The following is a 17,709-nucleotide window of genomic DNA, read 5'->3' as shown; positions in this document are numbered from 1 at the left end:
GGCGAGTGCCGCGAAGCTCCATCGGGCAGGGAAAATTCCCGGCTGCCCGGGGGAAGATGAAAAAGGCACCAACATGGGTCTGCAGGCTCTATTTTTCTATCTTTTCGCCTTTGTCGCGGTGGCGTCGGCGTTCATGGTCATCTGGGCGAAGAACCCGGTTCACTCGGTTTTGTTTCTGATCCTGGTGTTCTTCAACGCGGCCGGCCTGTTCCTGCTGCTCGGCGCCGAGTTCCTGGCGATGATCCTGCTCGTCGTCTATGTCGGCGCCGTCGCCGTCCTCTTCCTCTTCGTAGTGATGATGCTCGACATCGACTTCACCGAATTGAGGGCAGGCGTGCTCGAATATGCGCCGATCGGCGGATTGATCGGGATCATCCTGGCGGCCGAACTGATCGTCGTCATCGGCGGCAGCGTCATCTCGCCTGAGATCGCCAAATCAGTCGCCATGCCGATCCCGGCACTGACCGAGCGCACCAATACGGCCGCTCTCGGCGACGTGCTTTACACCAACTACGTCTATTTCTTCCAGATTGCCGGCCTGGTGCTGCTGGTCGCCATGATCGGCGCGATCGTGCTGACGCTGAGGCATCGCACCAACATCAAGCGGCAGAATATTTCCAGGCAGGTTGCCCGCACGCCCGCCACCGCCGTCGACGTGGTTACGGTCAAGCCGGGGCAGGGCGTCTAAAGGCAGGTCAAGGAACAAAGAACATGGTCATCGGTCTTTCCCACTACCTGACGGTCAGCGCCATCCTCTTCACGCTCGGCGTCTTCGGCATCTTCCTGAACCGGAAGAACGTCATCGTCATCCTGATGTCGGTCGAACTGATCCTGCTTGCCGTCAACATCAACATGGTCGCCTTCTCTTCCTTCCTGAACGACATTGTCGGCCAGGTCTTCGCGCTGTTCATTCTGACGGTCGCGGCTGCCGAAGCGGCGATCGGTCTTGCAATTCTCGTTGTCTTCTACCGCAACCGCGGCTCGATCGCGGTCGAAGACGTCAATATGATGAAGGGCTGAGTGGCTCATGTTCCTCTATAAGGCTATTGTCTTTCTTCCCTTGATCGGCGCGATCGTCGCCGGCCTTTTCGGCCGCGCCATCGGCGCCAAGGCCTCGGAATATGTAACCAGCGGCCTGATGATCATCGCCGGCATCCTGTCGTGGATCGTCTTCTTCAACGTTGGCATGGGCCATCTTGAAGGCGGGCCGATCAAGGTCGAGGTGCTGCGCTGGATCCAGTCCGGCGGCGTCGACGTCTCCTGGTCGCTGCGCGTGGATACGCTGACCTCAGTCATGCTGATCGTCGTCAACACGGTCTCGACCTTGGTGCATATCTATTCGATCGGCTACATGCATACCGATCCGCATCGCCCGCGCTTCTTTGCCTATCTCTCGCTCTTCACCTTCGCCATGCTGATGCTGGTGACGGCCGACAACCTGGCGCAGATGTTCTTCGGCTGGGAAGGCGTCGGTCTCGCCTCCTATCTTCTGATCGGCTTCTGGTTCAAGAAGCCGTCGGCGACGGCCGCGGCGATGAAGGCTTTCATCGTCAACCGCGTCGGCGACTTCGGTTTCGTGCTGGGCATTGCCGGTGTCTTCGTGCTGTTTGGTTCGATTAACCTCGATACGATCTTTGCCAATGCATCGAATTTCGCCCCGCATGAAGGCGGCGGTGAGGCGAGCGAAGTGATCCTCAACCTCTTCGGCATGCAGCTCGACAAGGCGCACGCGCTGACCGGCATCTGCCTGCTGCTGTTCATGGGCGCAATGGGCAAGTCGGCGCAGTTCCTGCTGCACACCTGGCTCCCGGACGCGATGGAAGGCCCGACCCCGGTCTCGGCCCTCATCCATGCCGCGACCATGGTCACCGCCGGCGTCTTCCTCGTCGCCCGCATGTCGCCGCTGTTCGAACTGTCGCCGGATGCGCTCACGGTCGTCACCGTGATCGGCGCGATCACCGCCTTCTTCGCGGCAACCGTCGGCCTGGTGCAGAACGACATTAAGCGCGTCATCGCCTATTCCACCTGCTCGCAGCTCGGCTACATGTTCGTGGCGCTCGGGGTAGGGGCTTACGGCGCGGCGATCTTCCATCTCTTCACGCATGCCTTCTTCAAGGCGCTGCTCTTCCTCTGTGCCGGCTCGGTCATCCACGCCGTCGACGGCGAGCAGGACATGCGCCACATGGGCGGCCTGTATCCGCACATCAAAGTTACCGCCGGCCTCATGATCATCGGCACGCTGGCGATCACCGGCGTCGGCATTCCCTTCACGCCGTTCGGCCTTGCCGGCTTCTTCTCCAAGGACGTGATCATCGAGGCGACCTACGCATCGCATTCGCCGGTCTCGGGCTTCGCCTTCTCGCTGCTGGTCATTGCGGCTCTATTTACCAGCTTCTACTCCTGGCGCCTGATCTTCATGACCTTCTTCGGCAAGCCGCGCGCTTCGCATGAGGTCATGCACCACGTCCACGAGTCGCCCCAGGTCATGCTGGTGCCGCTCTATATCCTTGCGCTCGGCGCCATATTTGCGGGCGTGATCTTCGAAGGCCGGTTCTACGGCGAGGAATATGCCGAGTTCTGGAAGGGCGCGCTCTTTACCGGTGCCGAAAACGAACTCCTCGAACAGTTCCATCATGTACCCACGCTTGTCGGCTTAAGCCCCTTCATCGCTATGGTGCTGGGTTTCGTCATTGCCTGGTACATGTATATCCGCTCGCCGCAGACGCCGCGCGTCCTCGCCAAGCAGCACCGGGTGCTCTACCATTTCCTGCTCAACAAGTGGTATTTCGACGAACTCTACGACTTCCTGTTCGTCCGCACGGCAAGGGCGCTCGGCCGCTTCCTGTGGAAGAAGGGTGACGTCGGCGTCATCGATACCTACGGGCCGAACGGTGTCGCCGCCCGCGTCGTCGCCGTCACCGATCGCGTGGTCCGCCTGCAGACCGGTTACCTCTATCACTATGCCTTCGCCATGCTGCTCGGCATTGCGGCGCTCGTTACCTGGATGATGCTCGGGAGTTCCTTCTGATGACCGATTGGCCTATTCTTTCAACGGTCACCTTCCTGCCGCTCGCCGGCGTGGTGCTCCTGCTCTTGATGAATGGCGACAGCGAAAGCGGCCGGAGAAACGTGCTGGGGATATCGCTGATCACCACCGTCTTCACCTTCATCGTCTCGCTCGTCATCTGGATCGGCTTCGACAATGCCAATCCAGGCTTTCAGATGGTCGAGAAGCATGACTGGCTCGGCACCGGCATTGGCTACCACGTCGGCGTCGACGGCATCTCTATGCTGTTCGTCATCCTGACGACCTTCCTCATGCCCTTCTGCGTGCTGGCGAGCTGGCTCTCGATCGAGAGGCGCCTGAAGGAATACATGATCGCCTTCCTCATCCTCGAAACGATGATGGTCGGCGTTTTCGTCTCGCTCGATATCGTGCTCTTCTACGTCTTCTTCGAGGCGGGCCTGATCCCGATGTTCCTGATCATCGGAGTCTGGGGCGGCAAGGATCGCGTCTATGCGAGCTACAAGTTCTTCCTCTATACGCTGCTCGGCTCGGTGCTGATGCTGCTCGCCATCATGGCGATGTACTGGCAGGCCGGCACGACCGACATCACCGCGCTGCTCGCCTACAAGTTCCCGCCGGCGCTGCAGACCTGGCTCTGGCTTGCCTTCTTTGCCTCTTTCGCAGTGAAGATGCCGATGTGGCCCGTTCATACCTGGCTTCCGGATGCGCACGTTCAGGCGCCGACGGCAGGCTCGGTGATCCTTGCCGGCGTGCTCCTGAAGCTCGGCGGCTACGGTCTCATCCGCTTCTCGCTCGGCATGTTCCCGGTCGCGTCCGATTATTTTGCGCCGCTCGTCTTCGCCATGTCGGTCATCGCCATCATCTACACCTCGCTGGTAGCGATGATGCAGGACGACATGAAGAAACTGATCGCCTATTCCTCCGTGGCGCATATGGGCTACGTGACCATGGGCATCTTCGCCGCCAACATGCAGGGTGTTCAGGGGTCGATCTTCCAGATGCTGTCGCACGGCATCGTCTCCGGCGCGCTCTTCCTCTGCGTCGGCGTCGTCTACGACCGTACCCATACCCGCGAGATCAACGCCTATGGCGGCCTCGTCAACAACATGCCGAAATATGCCGTGGCGATGATGGTCTTCACCATGGCCAATGTCGGGCTTCCCGGCACGTCTGGCTTCATCGGCGAATTCCTGACGCTGATCGGCGTCTTCCGGGTCAACACCTGGGTCGCGCTCTTTGCCGCCACCGGCGTCATTCTCTCGGCCGCCTATGCGCTCTGGCTCTATCGCCGGGTAATTTTCGGCGCGCTGGAGAAGGAAAAGCTGAAGGCGCTGCTCGATCTTTCCAGACGCGAACAGCTGATCCTTTATCCGCTGGTCGCGCTGACCATCTTCTTCGGCGTTTATCCGGCTCCGGTCTTCGATGCGACGGCCGCCTCGGTGGATCTGCTGGTCAACAACTACACGGCCGCCGTGCACGCAGCGCAGAACGTTGCGCTGTCTATGAAATGATGACGGGACTTATCGGACATGACCGCTGAAACAATTCTCCTCAGTCTGCATCTTTCCGCGCCGGAGCTCATCCTCGCGGTCGGCGCCCTGGTCCTGTTGATGGTCGGCGTCTTCTCAGGCGAGCGGTCGGGCCTTGTCGTCACCGGCCTCGCCATCGTGCTGCTGCTCGCATCCGGTCTGTGGCTGCTCTTCGTGCCGGCGGAAGGCCTCGCCTTCGGCGGCGTCTACATGGCCGACGGCTTCTCGCGCTTCATGAAGCTGGTGGCGCTCCTCGGTTCGCTGGTCGCTCTGTTCATGACGATGGGGCATGCCCGCGAAAATCAGCTCGACAAGTTCGAGTTCCCGGTTCTCCTGCTGCTGGCGACTCTCGGCATCCTGCTGATGATCTCGGCCAACGACCTGATCTCGCTCTATCTTGCGCTGGAACTGCAGTCGCTGGCGCTTTATGTCGTCGCCGCGATCAACCGCGACAGCCTGAAGTCGACCGAGGCCGGTCTCAAATATTTCGTGCTCGGCGCACTGTCATCCGGCATGCTGCTCTACGGCATGTCGCTGGTCTATGGCTTCACCGGTCACACCCATTTCGCCGAAATTGCCCAGGCGCTGTCCGTCGAGGGCGCACGGTCGCTCGGCCTCATCTTCGGCCTGGTCTTCATCCTCGCCGGCATCGCCTTCAAGATCTCGGCCGTTCCGTTCCACATGTGGACGCCGGATGTTTATGAAGGCGCGCCGACGCCGGTCACCGCCTTCCTTGCCGCAGCCCCCAAGGTTGCCGCCATGGCGATGATGACACGCATGGTCATCACCGCCTTCCAGCCGGTTCTGGCCGACTGGCAGCAGGTCGTCGTCTTCATCTCGATCGCCTCGATGCTGCTCGGCTCCTTTGCCGCGATCGGTCAGAAGAACATCAAGCGGCTGATGGCCTATTCTTCGATCGGCCACATGGGTTATGCGTTGGTCGGCCTAGCTGCCGGCAATCAGACCGGTGTTTCCGGCGTCATGCTTTACATGGTCATTTACATGATCATGACGCTCGGCACCTTTGCAATCATCATGTCGATGCGCCGCAAGGACGGCACCGTCGTCGAAAACGTCGACGATCTCGCCGGCCTCTCCACGACAAACCCGTTCATGGCCGTCGTGCTGACGGCGCTGATGTTCTCGCTCGCCGGCATCCCGCCGCTGGCAGGCTTCTTCGCCAAGTACTTCGTTTTCGTCGCCGCCATCGAAGCCAAGCTTTATGCGCTCGCCATCATCGGCGTTCTCGCCTCGGTCGTCGGCGCCTATTATTATCTGCGCGTCATCAAGCTGATGTGGTTCGATGAAGCGACCGGCGAATTCGCCCGTGTCTCCGGCGCCCTGCGGCTGGTCTTCGGTCTCTCCGGTCTCTTCGTCACCGCTTATGTCCTCATCGGCGGCCCGATCGGCGGCGCGGCAGAGCTTGCCGCCGCGACGCTCTTCTGATGGCCTCCGACGGACGGCGCCGGATATCGCTCGGCGATATCAGGCATGAGGCTCTGTCGGAAACATCGTCCACCAACAGCGAATGCCTCGCCCGAGCCCGGGCGGGGGATCCCGGCAATCTCTGGGTGACGGCCGAGAGGCAGACGGGCGGCCGCGGCCGTCGCGGCAGGCTCTGGGTTTCCGAACGCGGCAATCTCTACGCCTCTCTTCTGCTGATCGACCCGGCGCCGATGGAGCGCCTCGGCTCGCTGCCGCTGGCAATCGCCGTTGCCGTTCACCAGGCGATCCGCCGGGTGCTGCCGCTGGGCGCCGAGCCGCTCGAGGTCAAATGGCCGAACGATGTCCTCATCGGCAGAAAGAAGACCTGCGGCATCCTGATCGAAGGCGAAAGGCTGCCGGACGGCCGCTATGCGCTGATCGTCGGCATCGGCATCAATGTCTCGGTCATGCCGGACAATCCGCTCTATCCCGTCACCTGCCTGCGCGAGCATGCGAGCGCGGCGTCGCCGGAGGAGCTCTTCGCCCATCTCTTCGCGGCGACGGCGGATGTGCTCGAAATATGGGATCAGGGCCGCGGCATTGCCGAGATCACCGCGCGCTGGCGCGCCATCGCCTGCGGCGTCGGGGAAAATATCACGGTCAATTTACCGGACCGGTCGATTTCCGGGCAATTCGCCGGGATTGATGATAATGGCTTGTTGATGCTCGATACCGGCGCTGGCACGGTCATGTCTATTGCCGCGGGTGATGTGTTTTTTGGATAGCGGAAAAAACGAAAATTATGGCGAAACAGGACGAATTGGTATTCCTGCCTCTGGGTGGCGTCGGCGAGATCGGGATGAATCTTGCCCTTTACGGCTACGGCCCGCCCGAGCATCGCCAGTGGATCATGGTTGACTGCGGCGTCACTTTCCCCGGACCCGACCTGCCGGGCGTCGATCTCGTTCTGCCCGATATCCGCTTCCTCGCCAGCGAGCGCAAGAACCTCAAAGCGATTATCGTTACCCATGCCCATGAAGACCATTACGGGGCGCTTGCCGACCTCTGGCCGGGCCTAAATGTTCCGGTTTTCGCCTCGGCCTTTACATCGGGTCTGCTCGAAGCCAAACGCAACTTCGAGAAGGCAACGATCGGCGAAGTGCCGGTGACGCCGTTCAAGGCAGGCGACACGATCAATGTCGGCCCCTTCAGCATCGAAGGTGTGGCCGTCAATCACTCGATCCCCGAGCCGATGTCGCTGATGATCCGCACGCCGGCCGGCAACGTTATCCACACCGGCGACTGGAAGATCGACCACGAGCCTTCGCTCGGGCCGCTGACCGATGAGACGCGCTTCCGCCAGCTTGGCGACGAGGGCGTGCTGGCGCTGATGTGCGATTCCACCAACGCCCTGCGCGACGGTGTTTCGCCCTCCGAGAAAGATGTGTCGGAAAGCCTGCGCAAGATCATCGAGGATGCCGAGGGCCGGGTGGCGATCACCACCTTCTCGTCGAATGTCGGGCGTATTCGCACCGTAGCCGAGGCTGCCGAGGCGGCCGGCCGCGAAGTGCTGCTGCTCGGCAGTTCGCTGAAGCGCGTCGTCGATGTCGCTAGTGATATCGGCCTGATGGAAGGGGTCAAACCTTTCATTTCCGAGGAGGAGTACGGTTACATTCCGCGCGACAAGGTCGTCGTCATCCTGACTGGCAGCCAGGGTGAGGCGCGGGCCGCCCTTGCCAAGCTCTCCCGCGACGAGATGCGCAACGTGGCCTTTGCGGCAGGCGATATCGTCGTCTTTTCCTCGCGCGCCATTCCCGGCAACGAGAAGGCGATCCAGGATATCAAGAACGGCCTTGTCGAGCAGGGCGTACATATCATCACCGATACCGAGGCGCTCGTCCACGTCTCCGGCCATCCGCGCCGCAACGAGTTGCAGAGGATGTATGAGTGGACCCGGCCGAAAATCGTCGTGCCGGTGCATGGCGAGGCGACGCATCTGACGGCGCATAAGGAGCTTGCCGAGCAATCCGGCATTGCGATCGTCCCGCGGGTGCGCAACGGGGATATCCTGCGGCTGGCGCCAGGTCCGGTCGAGGTGATCGGCGAAGCGCCGCATGGCCGGATCTACAAGGACGGCCTGCTGATCGGCGATTTCGATGAAATGGGTATCGGCGAGCGCAAGAAACTCTCCTATGTCGGCCATGTCGCGGTAAACGTCTTGCTCGACGCGCGGTATGACATTCTCGGCGATCCCGATCTCGTCTCGATCGGCCTGCCGGTTTATGATGACGAAGGCGAGGAGATGGAAGATACGCTCTACGATGCGGCGATCAGCGCCATCGAAAGCATTCCGCGCGCCCGCCGCAAGGATATCGACATGCTGCAGGAGGCCGTGCGGCGTGCCATCCGCGCAGCTGCAAATCACGCCTGGGGTAAAAAGCCCCTTGTCACCGCCTTCATCACCAAGGTCTGACCATGCTCGGCCGAGTGAACCATATCGCCATAGCCGTTCGCGACCTCGCAGCGGCGACGGCCGCTTATCGCGACACGCTGGGGGCCGCCGTATCGCAGCCGCAGCCTCTGCCGGAACACGGGGTCACCGTCGTCTTCGTCGAATTGCCGAACACCAAGGTCGAATTGCTGCAGCCGCTCGGGCAAGACTCGCCGATCGCAACTTTCCTCGAAAAGAACCCGTCCGGCGGCATGCATCATATCTGTTACGAGGTGGACGATATCATCCTCGCCCGTGACCGACTGGTCGTCGCCGGCGCGCGGGTGCTTGGCGACGGCCAGCCGAAGACCGGCGCGCATGGCAAGCCGGTGCTCTTTCTGCACCCCAAGGATTTCTTCGGCACGCTGATCGAACTCGAACAGGCCTAAAGCAAATACAATCGGACTCGTTTTCGCTGCGGCAGAGTGACCCGAAGACGGCGAAATGTTGCGTTCGCTTTGAGTTGGACGCTATTCCGCCGTATAAGTGCGCCAGCTCCAAGCGGCACCGCGCTTCACGCGTTCTGTCGGCAAGACACCACCGGGAAAGATAATGCTCCAGACCTTCCTTCAGGGATTCGCCGTCTATTTCATCATCTGGTGGATGACGCTGTTCGCCGTTCTGCCGATCGGCCTGCGCACCCAGGCGGAAGACGACGATGTCGTGCTCGGCACCGTGCCAAGTGCGCCCACCCGCTTTCGCGCCGCCTTCGTCTTTTCGCTGACGACGCTGATCTCAGCGCTGATCTATGGCATCTGGTATGTCTGCGACACTTATTTCGGCTGGGGATTTGACGCCCTTCCACAACTCGGGCCTAGCTTCTATTGAAATAGCTTTGCTCAAACTTTGAGCATATGCAAATCTTATCATGGAAGTCCAGTTGGCGTCATGCTGGCGCGTCAGAGCGCTCGCCTAACGGAATGAGGGGCTCACCTTACGGAAGCCGTCTGGAGTTTGAAGGGGGGAGAGGGTGAAAAACCAAAAAAAAACAAGGCTAAAAGCCTTGTTTTAAGTATCGCGTGATCTGTAACCGTTGCCGGGGCTGCGACGAGCGCGCCTAAGATCTGATCCTCCCAAGACTTGACCGCGAAATGGCAAGAATTAACTTCCTTGCCTGTTTTGTGAGCTAAAACTAGCCCAAACATTGGGCTTTGTCATTAGCTTTTTTTGTATTTTTGCTACACGCCAGCAAAATTTTTCTGTTGACAAGATTTTCGTTCAAGTCCTTATAAACACGCACTTTTTCACGCCCTTTCATTTTGCGGGTGCGAACAAGCGTGTCCCGGAGGCGCCCGACAGCAGTTGCGGGTTTCCTTCCCGCTGCGAAGCGGCTATGAACGCTCCCACATTCACAACCTATCTTCGATTCCGCTCGCCAGCGGGATCTCAACTGCTCCGGAATCGCCATGCGTCTGTCTCGCTACTTCATGCCCATCCTTAAGGAAAACCCCAAGGAGGCGGAAATCGTCTCCCATCGGTTAATGCTGCGCGCCGGCATGATCCGCCAGCAGTCTCAGGGCATCTATTCCTGGTTGCCGCTCGGCAAGCGTGTGCTAGACAAGGTCAACGCCATTATCCGTGAGGAGCAGAACCGCGCCGGAGCTATCGAGCTTTCGATGCCGACCCTGCAATCGGCCGAGCTCTGGCAGGAAAGCGGCCGTTATGATGCCTATGGCAAGGAGATGCTGCGTATCAAGGACCGCCAGGACCGGCCGATGCTCTACGGCCCCACCAACGAGGAGATGGTGACGGATATTTTCCGCTCCTCCGTCAAATCCTACAAGGACCTGCCGCTCAATCTCTATCACATCCAGCTGAAGTTCCGTGACGAGATCCGGCCTCGCTTCGGCACCATGCGCTCGCGCGAATTCATGATGAAGGACGCTTATTCCTTCGATTTGACGCGCGAAGGGGCGGAGCATTCCTATAATAAGATGTTCGCCGCCTATCTCAGAACATTCGATCGGCTTGGCCTTCGCGCCATCCCGATGCGCGCGGATACCGGGCCGATTGGCGGCAATCTCAGCCATGAATTCATCATCCTCGCCGATACCGGCGAATCCGAGGTCTTCTGCCATAAGGACTTCGTCGGTTTCGATATTCCCGGCGAAAACACCGATTTCGACAGCGTCGAAGGCCTGAAGGCGATCTTCGACAAGTGGACCTCGCTCTATGCGGCCACCTCGGAAATGCACGACGAGGCTGCCTTCAACGCCGTTCCCGAAGCCGAGCGCCTTTCCGCTCGCGGCATCGAGGTTGGCCATATCTTTTACTTTGGCACGAAATATTCCGAGCCCATGGGCGCGAAAGTGCAAGGACCGGATGGCAAGGAACATTTCGTCCACATGGGTTCCTACGGTATCGGTCCGACACGCCTTGTTCCCGCCATCATCGAAGCATCGCATGATGAGAACGGAATCATCTGGCCGGCATCGGTCGCACCCTTCGATGTCGTCGTCATCAACATGAAGGTGGGCGATGAGGCCTGCGACGATACTTGCGAGCTGATCTACGCCGCGCTGAAAAAGGCCGGCAAGGATGTGCTCTATGACGATACCGACGACCGGGCCGGCACGAAATTCGCGACGGCCGACCTGATCGGCGTACCTGTCCAGATCATCGCCGGGCCGCGTGCGGTCGCGAACGGCGAGGTCGAAGTGAAGGACCGCAAGACCGGCGCCCGTGAAACGATGACCATCGAAGCGGCGATCAACAGGTTCGTGGCTTAAGGAAACGGAGGCGAAATGGCAGAGGCAGCAGTGGACCGGAGTTCAAAATCCGGCTTGGGTCCGGCTGGCAAGCCATTTTCCACCTTTGAGCGCCTCGTGGCGTGGCGTTATCTGCGCGCCCGCCGCAAGGAGGCCTTCATCTCGGTCATCGCCGGCTTCTCCTTCGTCGGCATCATGCTCGGCGTTGCGACGCTGATCATCGTCATGGCCGTCATGAACGGCTTTCGCACCGAACTCGTCTCGCGCATCCTCGGCATCAACGGTCATATGATCGTGCAGCCGGTCGACGGACCTTTCACTGATTATGCGGATCTCGCCAGCAGGCTCGCCGCCGTGCCCGGCGTCAAGATGGCGCTGCCGCTGGTCGAAGGCCAGGTGCTCGCCTCCGCCCAGGCTGGCGGCAGCACCGGTGCGCTGGTGCGCGGTGTCCGCGCGGAAGATCTGACCAAACTCAAAGCGGTTTCTGAGCATATTAACCCGGGCGACATGGTGGGTTTTGCTTCCGGCCAAGGCGTGTTGATCGGCACCCGCATGGCCGACCAGCTCGGCCTGCGCGTCGGCGACCTGATTACGCTGACGTCACCGGATGGTGACATTACGCCGATGGGCGTCAGCCCGCGCGTCAAGTCCTACAAGATCTCCGGGCTGTTCGAGATCGGCATGTCCGAATATGATTCCTCGATCATCTTCATGCCGCTCGAGGAGGCGCAGCTTTATTTCAATGCCGAGGGGCTGGTGCAGTCGATCGAGCTTTTCGTCGATCACCCCGACGATATCGATGCTCTGAAGCCCAAAGTGGAGGAAGCGGCAGGCCGTCAGATCAACCTCACTGACTGGCGCCAGCGCAACCAGACCTTCTTTTCGGCGCTGCAAGTCGAGCGCAACGTCATGTTCATGATCCTGACGCTGATCGTGCTGGTGGCGGCGCTGAACATCATCTCCGGCCTCATCATGCTGGTGAAGGACAAAGGCAGCGATATCGCCATCCTGCGCACCATGGGCGCCAGCGCCGGCGCCATCATGCGCATCTTCTTCATGACCGGGGCGGCGATCGGCATCGTCGGTACTCTTGCCGGTGTGCTGCTCGGCGTTCTCGTCTGCGTCAATATCGAATCCATCCGCCAGTTCTTCTCCTGGATATCCGGCACCGTGATTTTCAATCCCCAGGTCTATTTCCTCAGCCAGCTGCCGGCCGAGATGGATATCAGCGAAACGATCTCGGTGGTCGTCATGGCGCTCAGCCTCTCCTTCATCGCCACCATCTTCCCGGCATGGCGCGCCTCCAGGCTCGATCCGGTGCAGGCCCTGCGCTACGAATAAGGAATGCCGCATTCATGAACCGCAACGTCGTCCTCAAGCTTACCGGCGTCGAGCGCCATTACGGGCAGGGTGATACGCTGCTCACGATCTTGAAGGGAGCAGATTTCTCGCTGTCGAAAGGGGAGATCGTCGCCCTCGTCGCCCCCTCCGGCACGGGCAAGTCGACGCTGCTGCATGTGGCAGGCCTGCTCGAGCATCCAGATGGCGGCGAAGTCACCATCAACGGCCATGCCTGTGACGGTCTTTCCGACGAGAAGCGCACGGCGATCCGCCGCCGCGAGATCGGCTTCGTCTACCAGTTCCACCATCTCCTGCCGGAATTTTCGGCGCTTGAGAACATCATGATGCCGCAGCTGATCGCCGGTCTGTCCTGGAAGGAAGCCCAGGAGCGAGCCGGTCAGCTCCTCGACTATATGCGCATCGGCCATCGCGGTTCGCATCGCCCGGCCGAGCTTTCAGGAGGCGAACAGCAGCGTGTCGCGATCGCCCGCGCCGTCGCCAATGCGCCGACGCTGCTTCTTGCCGACGAGCCGACCGGCAATCTGGATCCGGAAACGGCAAGCTACGTCTTCGATGCGCTGGAGGCGCTGGTGCGCCAATCTGGCCTTGCTGCCCTCATCGCCACTCACAATCACGAACTCGCCGGCCGCATGGATCGGCGCGTCACGATCTCCGATGGCAAGGTCGTCGACTTCTAGCTCGACTACGGGACGACCAGCCCGCCGCGGTAATCGAGCACATAAGCCTTCCGCCCGGCGACCATGATGCATTCATGGCCACTGAATCGCTCGCAGCCGCCTTCGCTGCGGTCGACATAGCGGCCGAACGGATGATCGAATTCCATTCCGCCGAGAAAGCGGCCCTCCCGATACATTGCCGACAGCGCCGCCTTGATCACGGTCCCGGCGGCTCTGCCGTCGATGAGATCGGACGCGACGACGCAGCCGAAATAATTCATCGCCCAGACGGGTTCGCCGGTAAACCAAACCACTTCCTGTCCGGCGAAATCGGTGCCGCCGAAATAGCTGTCCAGATAACGCCAGTCGCCGCTGAAGTAGCCGATATCATGGGCACCCGGCCGGCAGGGCGGGCGAGGCACACCGCCGCCGACATAGGTCGCGGCTTTCGCCTCTACGATGAAGTCGTTCAGCACCGCGGTGTCGAGCATGATCATCTTCCTCCCTGTCTCATCTGATACGGAAATAGCAGAAGACAGAGAACATAAGAAGTACAAAAGGCCGAGCATTGCTCGATCGCCTTGGGGCAGGTGCATCAGACATCGGATGCGCTGTATGGATCCGTTCGGCAGGCGATGTCGGGCCGGTCGCGCGGAGCATGTTCAAAGCCAGCGCTGAAGCTGTTCGATTCGCAGCACGGAACCCGCATCTTTCAAACGCAAGCGCGAAGGAAAAGATTCCTGTTGACATCGGAACATAGATGGAACAAAGTGAAAACATAACGAGTAAAGGAGAGCCAGATGACTGACATGATCCGTGATATCGCAGCATTCACCTCCATCGCAATGTTCGTTGCCAGCTTCTCGCTTATCGTCATCGCGATCTAAAGTTTTCAGGGGATCGCATGGCAGTCATGCGGTTCACACGCGGGTCTTCTTCTGGACATCATCGCCCTCAATGCCGACAATGCATCCGATTCATTTCGGCTGATTGGGAAGGCATATCATGGCGGAGACGGAAAAGGGTTCAATGGGTGAGGCGACCGGCGGCACGCCGGGCTTCATCCACCTGAGGGTCCACTCCGCCTATTCGCTTCTTGAGGGCGCGCTGCCTCTGAAGAAGATCCTCTACAAGGCGACCGGCGACAGTCAGCCGGCGATCGCCATTACCGACACCAATAATCTCTTCGTCGCCCTTGAATTCTCCCAGAAGGCAATGGACGAGGGCCTGCAGCCGATCATCGGCTGCCAGGTCTCGATCGACATGGAAGACGGATTGGAAAGCGAAAAGCGCGGCGGTCAGCCGGCCCTGATCAAGCTGCCGTCGATCGTTCTTCTTGCCGCGACGGAGGCTGGTTACGAAAGGCTGGTCGATCTCGTCAGCCGCGCCTATCTCGGCGGCGATAGCAACCAGGCCATTCATATCAGAGCTTCCTGGCTGGAAGAGGCAGGCACGGAAGGGCTGATCGCCTTGACCGGCGCGGTGACCGGGCCGGTCGACGCGGCTGTCAGGGAAGGTCACCACGCCCAGGCGGAAGCCCGGCTGCTCACGCTGAAGCGTCTCTTCGGCGACAGACTCTATGTCGAGCTGCAGCGGCACGGCACCTACGACAGGCGGCACGAACAGAAGATCGTCAGTCTTGCTTACACGCATGACCTGCCGCTCGTCGCCACCAACGAAGCCTTCTTTCCGACCCGCGACGATTACGACGCCCATGATGCGCTGATGGCGGTTGCGCATAACGCCATCGTCTCCGACGATAGCCGTTTTCGCCTGACTCCGGATCACTACCTGAAGAGCCGGGCCGAGATGGCCAAGCTCTTTTCCGACCTGCCGGAAGCGCTTGAGAACACAATCGAGATCGCCAGGCGCTGCTCCTTCGTGCTGAAAACGCGAAAGCCGATTCTGCCGCGTTTCACGGGCGCCACCGACGATGCCGAGGAGGCGGAACGCGCCGAGGCAGGCGAATTGCGCCGCCAGGCAGTGGAAGGGCTGGACATGCGGCTTTCGACCCTCGGCATGTCGCCCGGTTACGAGGAAAAGGATTATCGCGAGCGGCTGGAATTCGAGCTCGGCGTCATCGAGCGCATGCGCTTCCCAGGTTACTTCCTGATCGTTTCCGACTTCATCAAATGGGCCAAGCAACATGATATTCCCGTCGGTCCCGGTCGTGGCTCGGGCGCGGGTTCGCTGGTCGCCTATGCCTTGACGATCACCGACGTCGATCCGCTCAGGTTTTCGCTGCTGTTCGAGCGCTTCCTCAATCCGGAACGCGTCTCGATGCCTGACTTCGACATCGACTTCTGCCAGGACCGCCGCGAAGAGGTGATCCGCTACGTCCAGGCGAAATATGGCCGCGAGCAGGTGGCGCAGATCATCACCTTCGGTTCACTGCAGGCGCGCGCCGCCCTTCGCGACGTCGGACGCGTGCTGGAAATGCCTTACGGCCAGGTCGACAAAATCTGCAAACTCGTGCCGAACAATCCCGCCAATCCGACGCCACTCTCAAAGGCGATCGAAGAGGAGCCGAAGCTGCAGGAGGAGGCGGCGAAAGAACCGGTGGTGGCGCGTTTGCTCGACATCGCCCAGAAGATCGAAGGGCTTTATCGCCACGCCTCGACGCATGCCGCCGGCATCGTCATCGGCGACCGGCCGCTGTCCAAGCTGGTGCCGATGTATCGCGATCCGCGCTCCGACATGCCGGTTACCCAGTTCAACATGAAGTGGGTGGAGCAGGCCGGCCTCGTCAAATTCGACTTCCTCGGTCTGAAGACACTGACTGTGCTGAAGGTCGCCGTCGATTTCGTCGCCAAGCGCGGCATCAAAGTCGATCTTGCGGCCATTCCTCTTGACGACAAGCCGACCTACGAGATGCTGTCGCGCGGCGAGACGGTTGGCGTGTTCCAGGTGGAAAGTGCCGGCATGCGCAAGGCGCTGATCGGCATGAAGCCGGACTGCATCGAGGATATCATCGCGCTGGTGGCGCTTTACCGCCCGGGCCCGATGGAGAACATCCCGACCTACAATGCCCGCAAGCACGGCGACGAAGAGCTGGAATCGATCCATCCGATGATCGACCACCTGCTCAAGGAAACGCAGGGCGTCATTGTCTACCAGGAACAGGTGATGCAGATCGCCCAGGTCCTGTCGGGCTATTCGCTTGGCGAAGCCGACCTTCTGCGCCGCGCCATGGGTAAAAAGATCAAGGCGGAGATGGACCAGCAGCGGGAACGCTTCGTCGTCGGCGCCGTCAAGAACGGCGTATCCAAGCCGCAAGCCGACAACATCTTCGAACTCCTGGCGAAGTTCGCAAACTACGGCTTCAACAAGTCGCACGCCGCCGCCTACGCCATCGTCTCCTACCAGACGGCCTACATGAAGGCGCACTATCCGGTCGAATTCCTCGCCGCCTCGATGACGCTCGACATGTCCAACACGGAAAAGGTCAATGATTTCCGACAGGACGCCAAGCGGCTCGGCATCGAGGTGATCGCGCCTTCGGTGCAGACCTCCTTCCGCCATTTCGAGACCGGCGACAATCGTATCTACTATGCGCTGGCTGCCCTCAAAGGGGTCGGCGAATCCGCCGTCGACCACATCGTCGAGATGCGTGGCGACAAGCCTTTTGCCAGCATCGAGGATTTCTGCCTGCGCATCGATCCGCGCCAAGTGAACCGCCGCGTGCTCGAAAGCCTGATCTATGCCGGCGCCTTCGATTGTTTTGGCACGGACCGGGCCCAGCTGGCCGCCGGCCTCGACCGCATCCTCGGTTATGCCCAGCGCGCCCAGGAAAACAAGCTGAGCGGTCAATCGGACATTTTTGGCAGCGCACTAAACTCAGGTCCGGAGAAGATCTCCTTGCCGCCCTATTCACCCTGGCTGGCATCGGAGCGTCTGCTCAAGGAATTCCAGGTGCTGGGCTTCTATCTGACGGCCCACCCGCTCGATTCCTACAACAACATCCTGCAGAAGATGCGTGTGCAGACCTTTGCCGAGTTTTCTCAGGCGATCAAGCAGGGGGCTGCCAATGCGCGCCTTGCCGGAACCGTCATCTCCAAGCAGGAGCGCAAGACCCGCACCGGCAACAAGATGGGCATCATCGTCTTTTCCGATTCCTCGGGCCAGTTCGAGGCGGTGCTGTTTTCGGAGATGCTGAACCAGTATCGCGACGTGCTCGAGTCCGGGAAATCCTTCCTGCTGACCGCGACCGGTGAGGAGCGGCCGGAGGGCATCGGTCTGCGTATCCAGACGATCCAGTCGCTGGAGGAAAAGTCGCTCCAGATGCAGAAGGCGCTGCGCGTCTATATCAGAGATTCCGGGCCGCTGAAGATGGTCGCCGGCCATCTGAACGCCAAGGGCGACGGTCTCGTTTCCTTCATCGTCATCAAGGAGGACGGCAAACGCGAGGTGGAAGTGGCGCTGTCGGAGAAATACCGCATCACTCCGGAGATTGCTGCCGCTCTTCGCGCCGCGCCCGGCGTCGTCGACGTCGAGCTTGTCTGATCAACCC

General features: G+C 60.4%; 14 protein-coding genes. 13 read left to right on the top strand and 1 reads right to left on the bottom strand.

The genetic code is table 11. The features are described from left to right. The first annotated feature begins 73 nt into the window (after nt 1-73). The 12 genes from J7U39_RS11335 to J7U39_RS11280 all read left to right on the top strand — a co-directional run bounded on the left by J7U39_RS11335 (nt 74) and on the right by J7U39_RS11280 (nt 13,220). Entirely contained in the window at nt 74-688 is a 615-nt protein-coding gene (locus J7U39_RS11335; RefSeq protein ID WP_210628286.1) for an NADH-quinone oxidoreductase subunit J, read from the top strand. A 23-nt stretch (nt 689-711) separates the two neighbouring features. After that, nucleotides 712-1,020 carry an NADH-quinone oxidoreductase subunit NuoK gene (nuoK, locus tag J7U39_RS11330; RefSeq protein ID WP_003587269.1) on the top strand — a complete coding sequence of 103 codons (309 nt, stop codon included), beginning with the start codon at nt 712-714 and terminating at the stop codon, nt 1,018-1,020. A gap of 7 nt (nt 1,021-1,027) precedes the next feature. Further along, nucleotides 1,028-3,028: an NADH-quinone oxidoreductase subunit L gene (nuoL, locus tag J7U39_RS11325; RefSeq protein ID WP_210628285.1), complete on the top strand. Its 2,001-nt coding sequence runs from the start codon at nt 1,028-1,030 to the stop codon at nt 3,026-3,028. Continuing rightward, the gene (locus J7U39_RS11320; protein WP_210628284.1) at nt 3,028-4,539 is read left to right on the top strand and encodes an NADH-quinone oxidoreductase subunit M; all 1,512 of its coding nucleotides are present in this window, start codon (nt 3,028-3,030) and stop codon (nt 4,537-4,539) included. The genes nuoL and J7U39_RS11320 overlap by 1 nt, the downstream gene beginning before the upstream one ends. Nucleotides 4,540-4,557: 18 nt before the next feature. Continuing rightward, nucleotides 4,558-6,003: an NADH-quinone oxidoreductase subunit NuoN gene (gene nuoN, locus J7U39_RS11315; protein WP_210628283.1), complete on the top strand. Its 1,446-nt coding sequence runs from the start codon at nt 4,558-4,560 to the stop codon at nt 6,001-6,003. Then, nucleotides 6,003-6,767, top strand: coding sequence for a biotin--[acetyl-CoA-carboxylase] ligase (locus J7U39_RS11310; RefSeq protein WP_210628282.1), 765 nt, complete (start codon nt 6,003-6,005; stop codon nt 6,765-6,767). Before nuoN ends, J7U39_RS11310 begins: the two co-directional genes overlap by 1 nt. A gap of 17 nt (nt 6,768-6,784) precedes the next feature. Continuing rightward, on the top strand, nt 6,785-8,455 hold the full coding sequence (locus tag J7U39_RS11305) for a ribonuclease J (RefSeq protein ID WP_210628281.1): 1,671 nt from the start codon (nt 6,785-6,787) through the stop codon (nt 8,453-8,455). A 2-nt stretch (nt 8,456-8,457) separates the two neighbouring features. Further along, complete coding sequence (gene mce, locus J7U39_RS11300) at nt 8,458-8,862, top strand: methylmalonyl-CoA epimerase (protein ID WP_210628280.1); 405 nt, start codon at nt 8,458-8,460, stop codon at nt 8,860-8,862. A 163-nt stretch (nt 8,863-9,025) separates the two neighbouring features. Beyond that, a complete protein-coding gene (locus J7U39_RS11295; protein WP_210628279.1) occupies nt 9,026-9,301 on the top strand; it encodes a DUF1467 family protein in 276 nt (91 codons plus the stop codon). Nucleotides 9,302-9,879: 578 nt separating this feature from the next. Next, the gene (gene proS, locus J7U39_RS11290; protein ID WP_210628278.1) at nt 9,880-11,202 is read left to right on the top strand and encodes a proline--tRNA ligase; all 1,323 of its coding nucleotides are present in this window, start codon (nt 9,880-9,882) and stop codon (nt 11,200-11,202) included. A gap of 15 nt (nt 11,203-11,217) precedes the next feature. Continuing rightward, a complete protein-coding gene (locus J7U39_RS11285) occupies nt 11,218-12,522 on the top strand; it encodes a lipoprotein-releasing ABC transporter permease subunit (protein WP_210628277.1) in 1,305 nt (434 codons plus the stop codon). Between the two features lie 14 nt (nt 12,523-12,536). After that, nucleotides 12,537-13,220, top strand: coding sequence for an ABC transporter ATP-binding protein (locus J7U39_RS11280; protein ID WP_210628276.1), 684 nt, complete (start codon nt 12,537-12,539; stop codon nt 13,218-13,220). Nucleotides 13,221-13,225: 5 nt separating this feature from the next. On the opposite strand, the gene J7U39_RS11275 is transcribed toward J7U39_RS11280, so the two are convergent. Beyond that, on the bottom strand, nt 13,226-13,690 hold the full coding sequence (locus J7U39_RS11275) for a DUF5680 domain-containing protein (protein ID WP_210628275.1): 465 nt from the start codon (nt 13,688-13,690) through the stop codon (nt 13,226-13,228). 514 nt (nt 13,691-14,204) lie between these two features. Between J7U39_RS11275 and dnaE the strand changes: the two genes are divergently transcribed. Then, entirely contained in the window at nt 14,205-17,702 is a 3,498-nt protein-coding gene (dnaE, locus tag J7U39_RS11270; protein WP_210628274.1) for a DNA polymerase III subunit alpha, read from the top strand. Nucleotides 17,703-17,709 lie beyond the last annotated feature (7 nt).

Source organism: Rhizobium sp. NLR16a (genome assembly GCF_017948245.1).
Taxonomy (GTDB): Bacteria; Pseudomonadota; Alphaproteobacteria; order Rhizobiales; family Rhizobiaceae; genus Rhizobium.
Note: the sequence above shows the minus strand (reverse complement) of the source record. Positions and strands in the feature narration are given on the sequence as shown.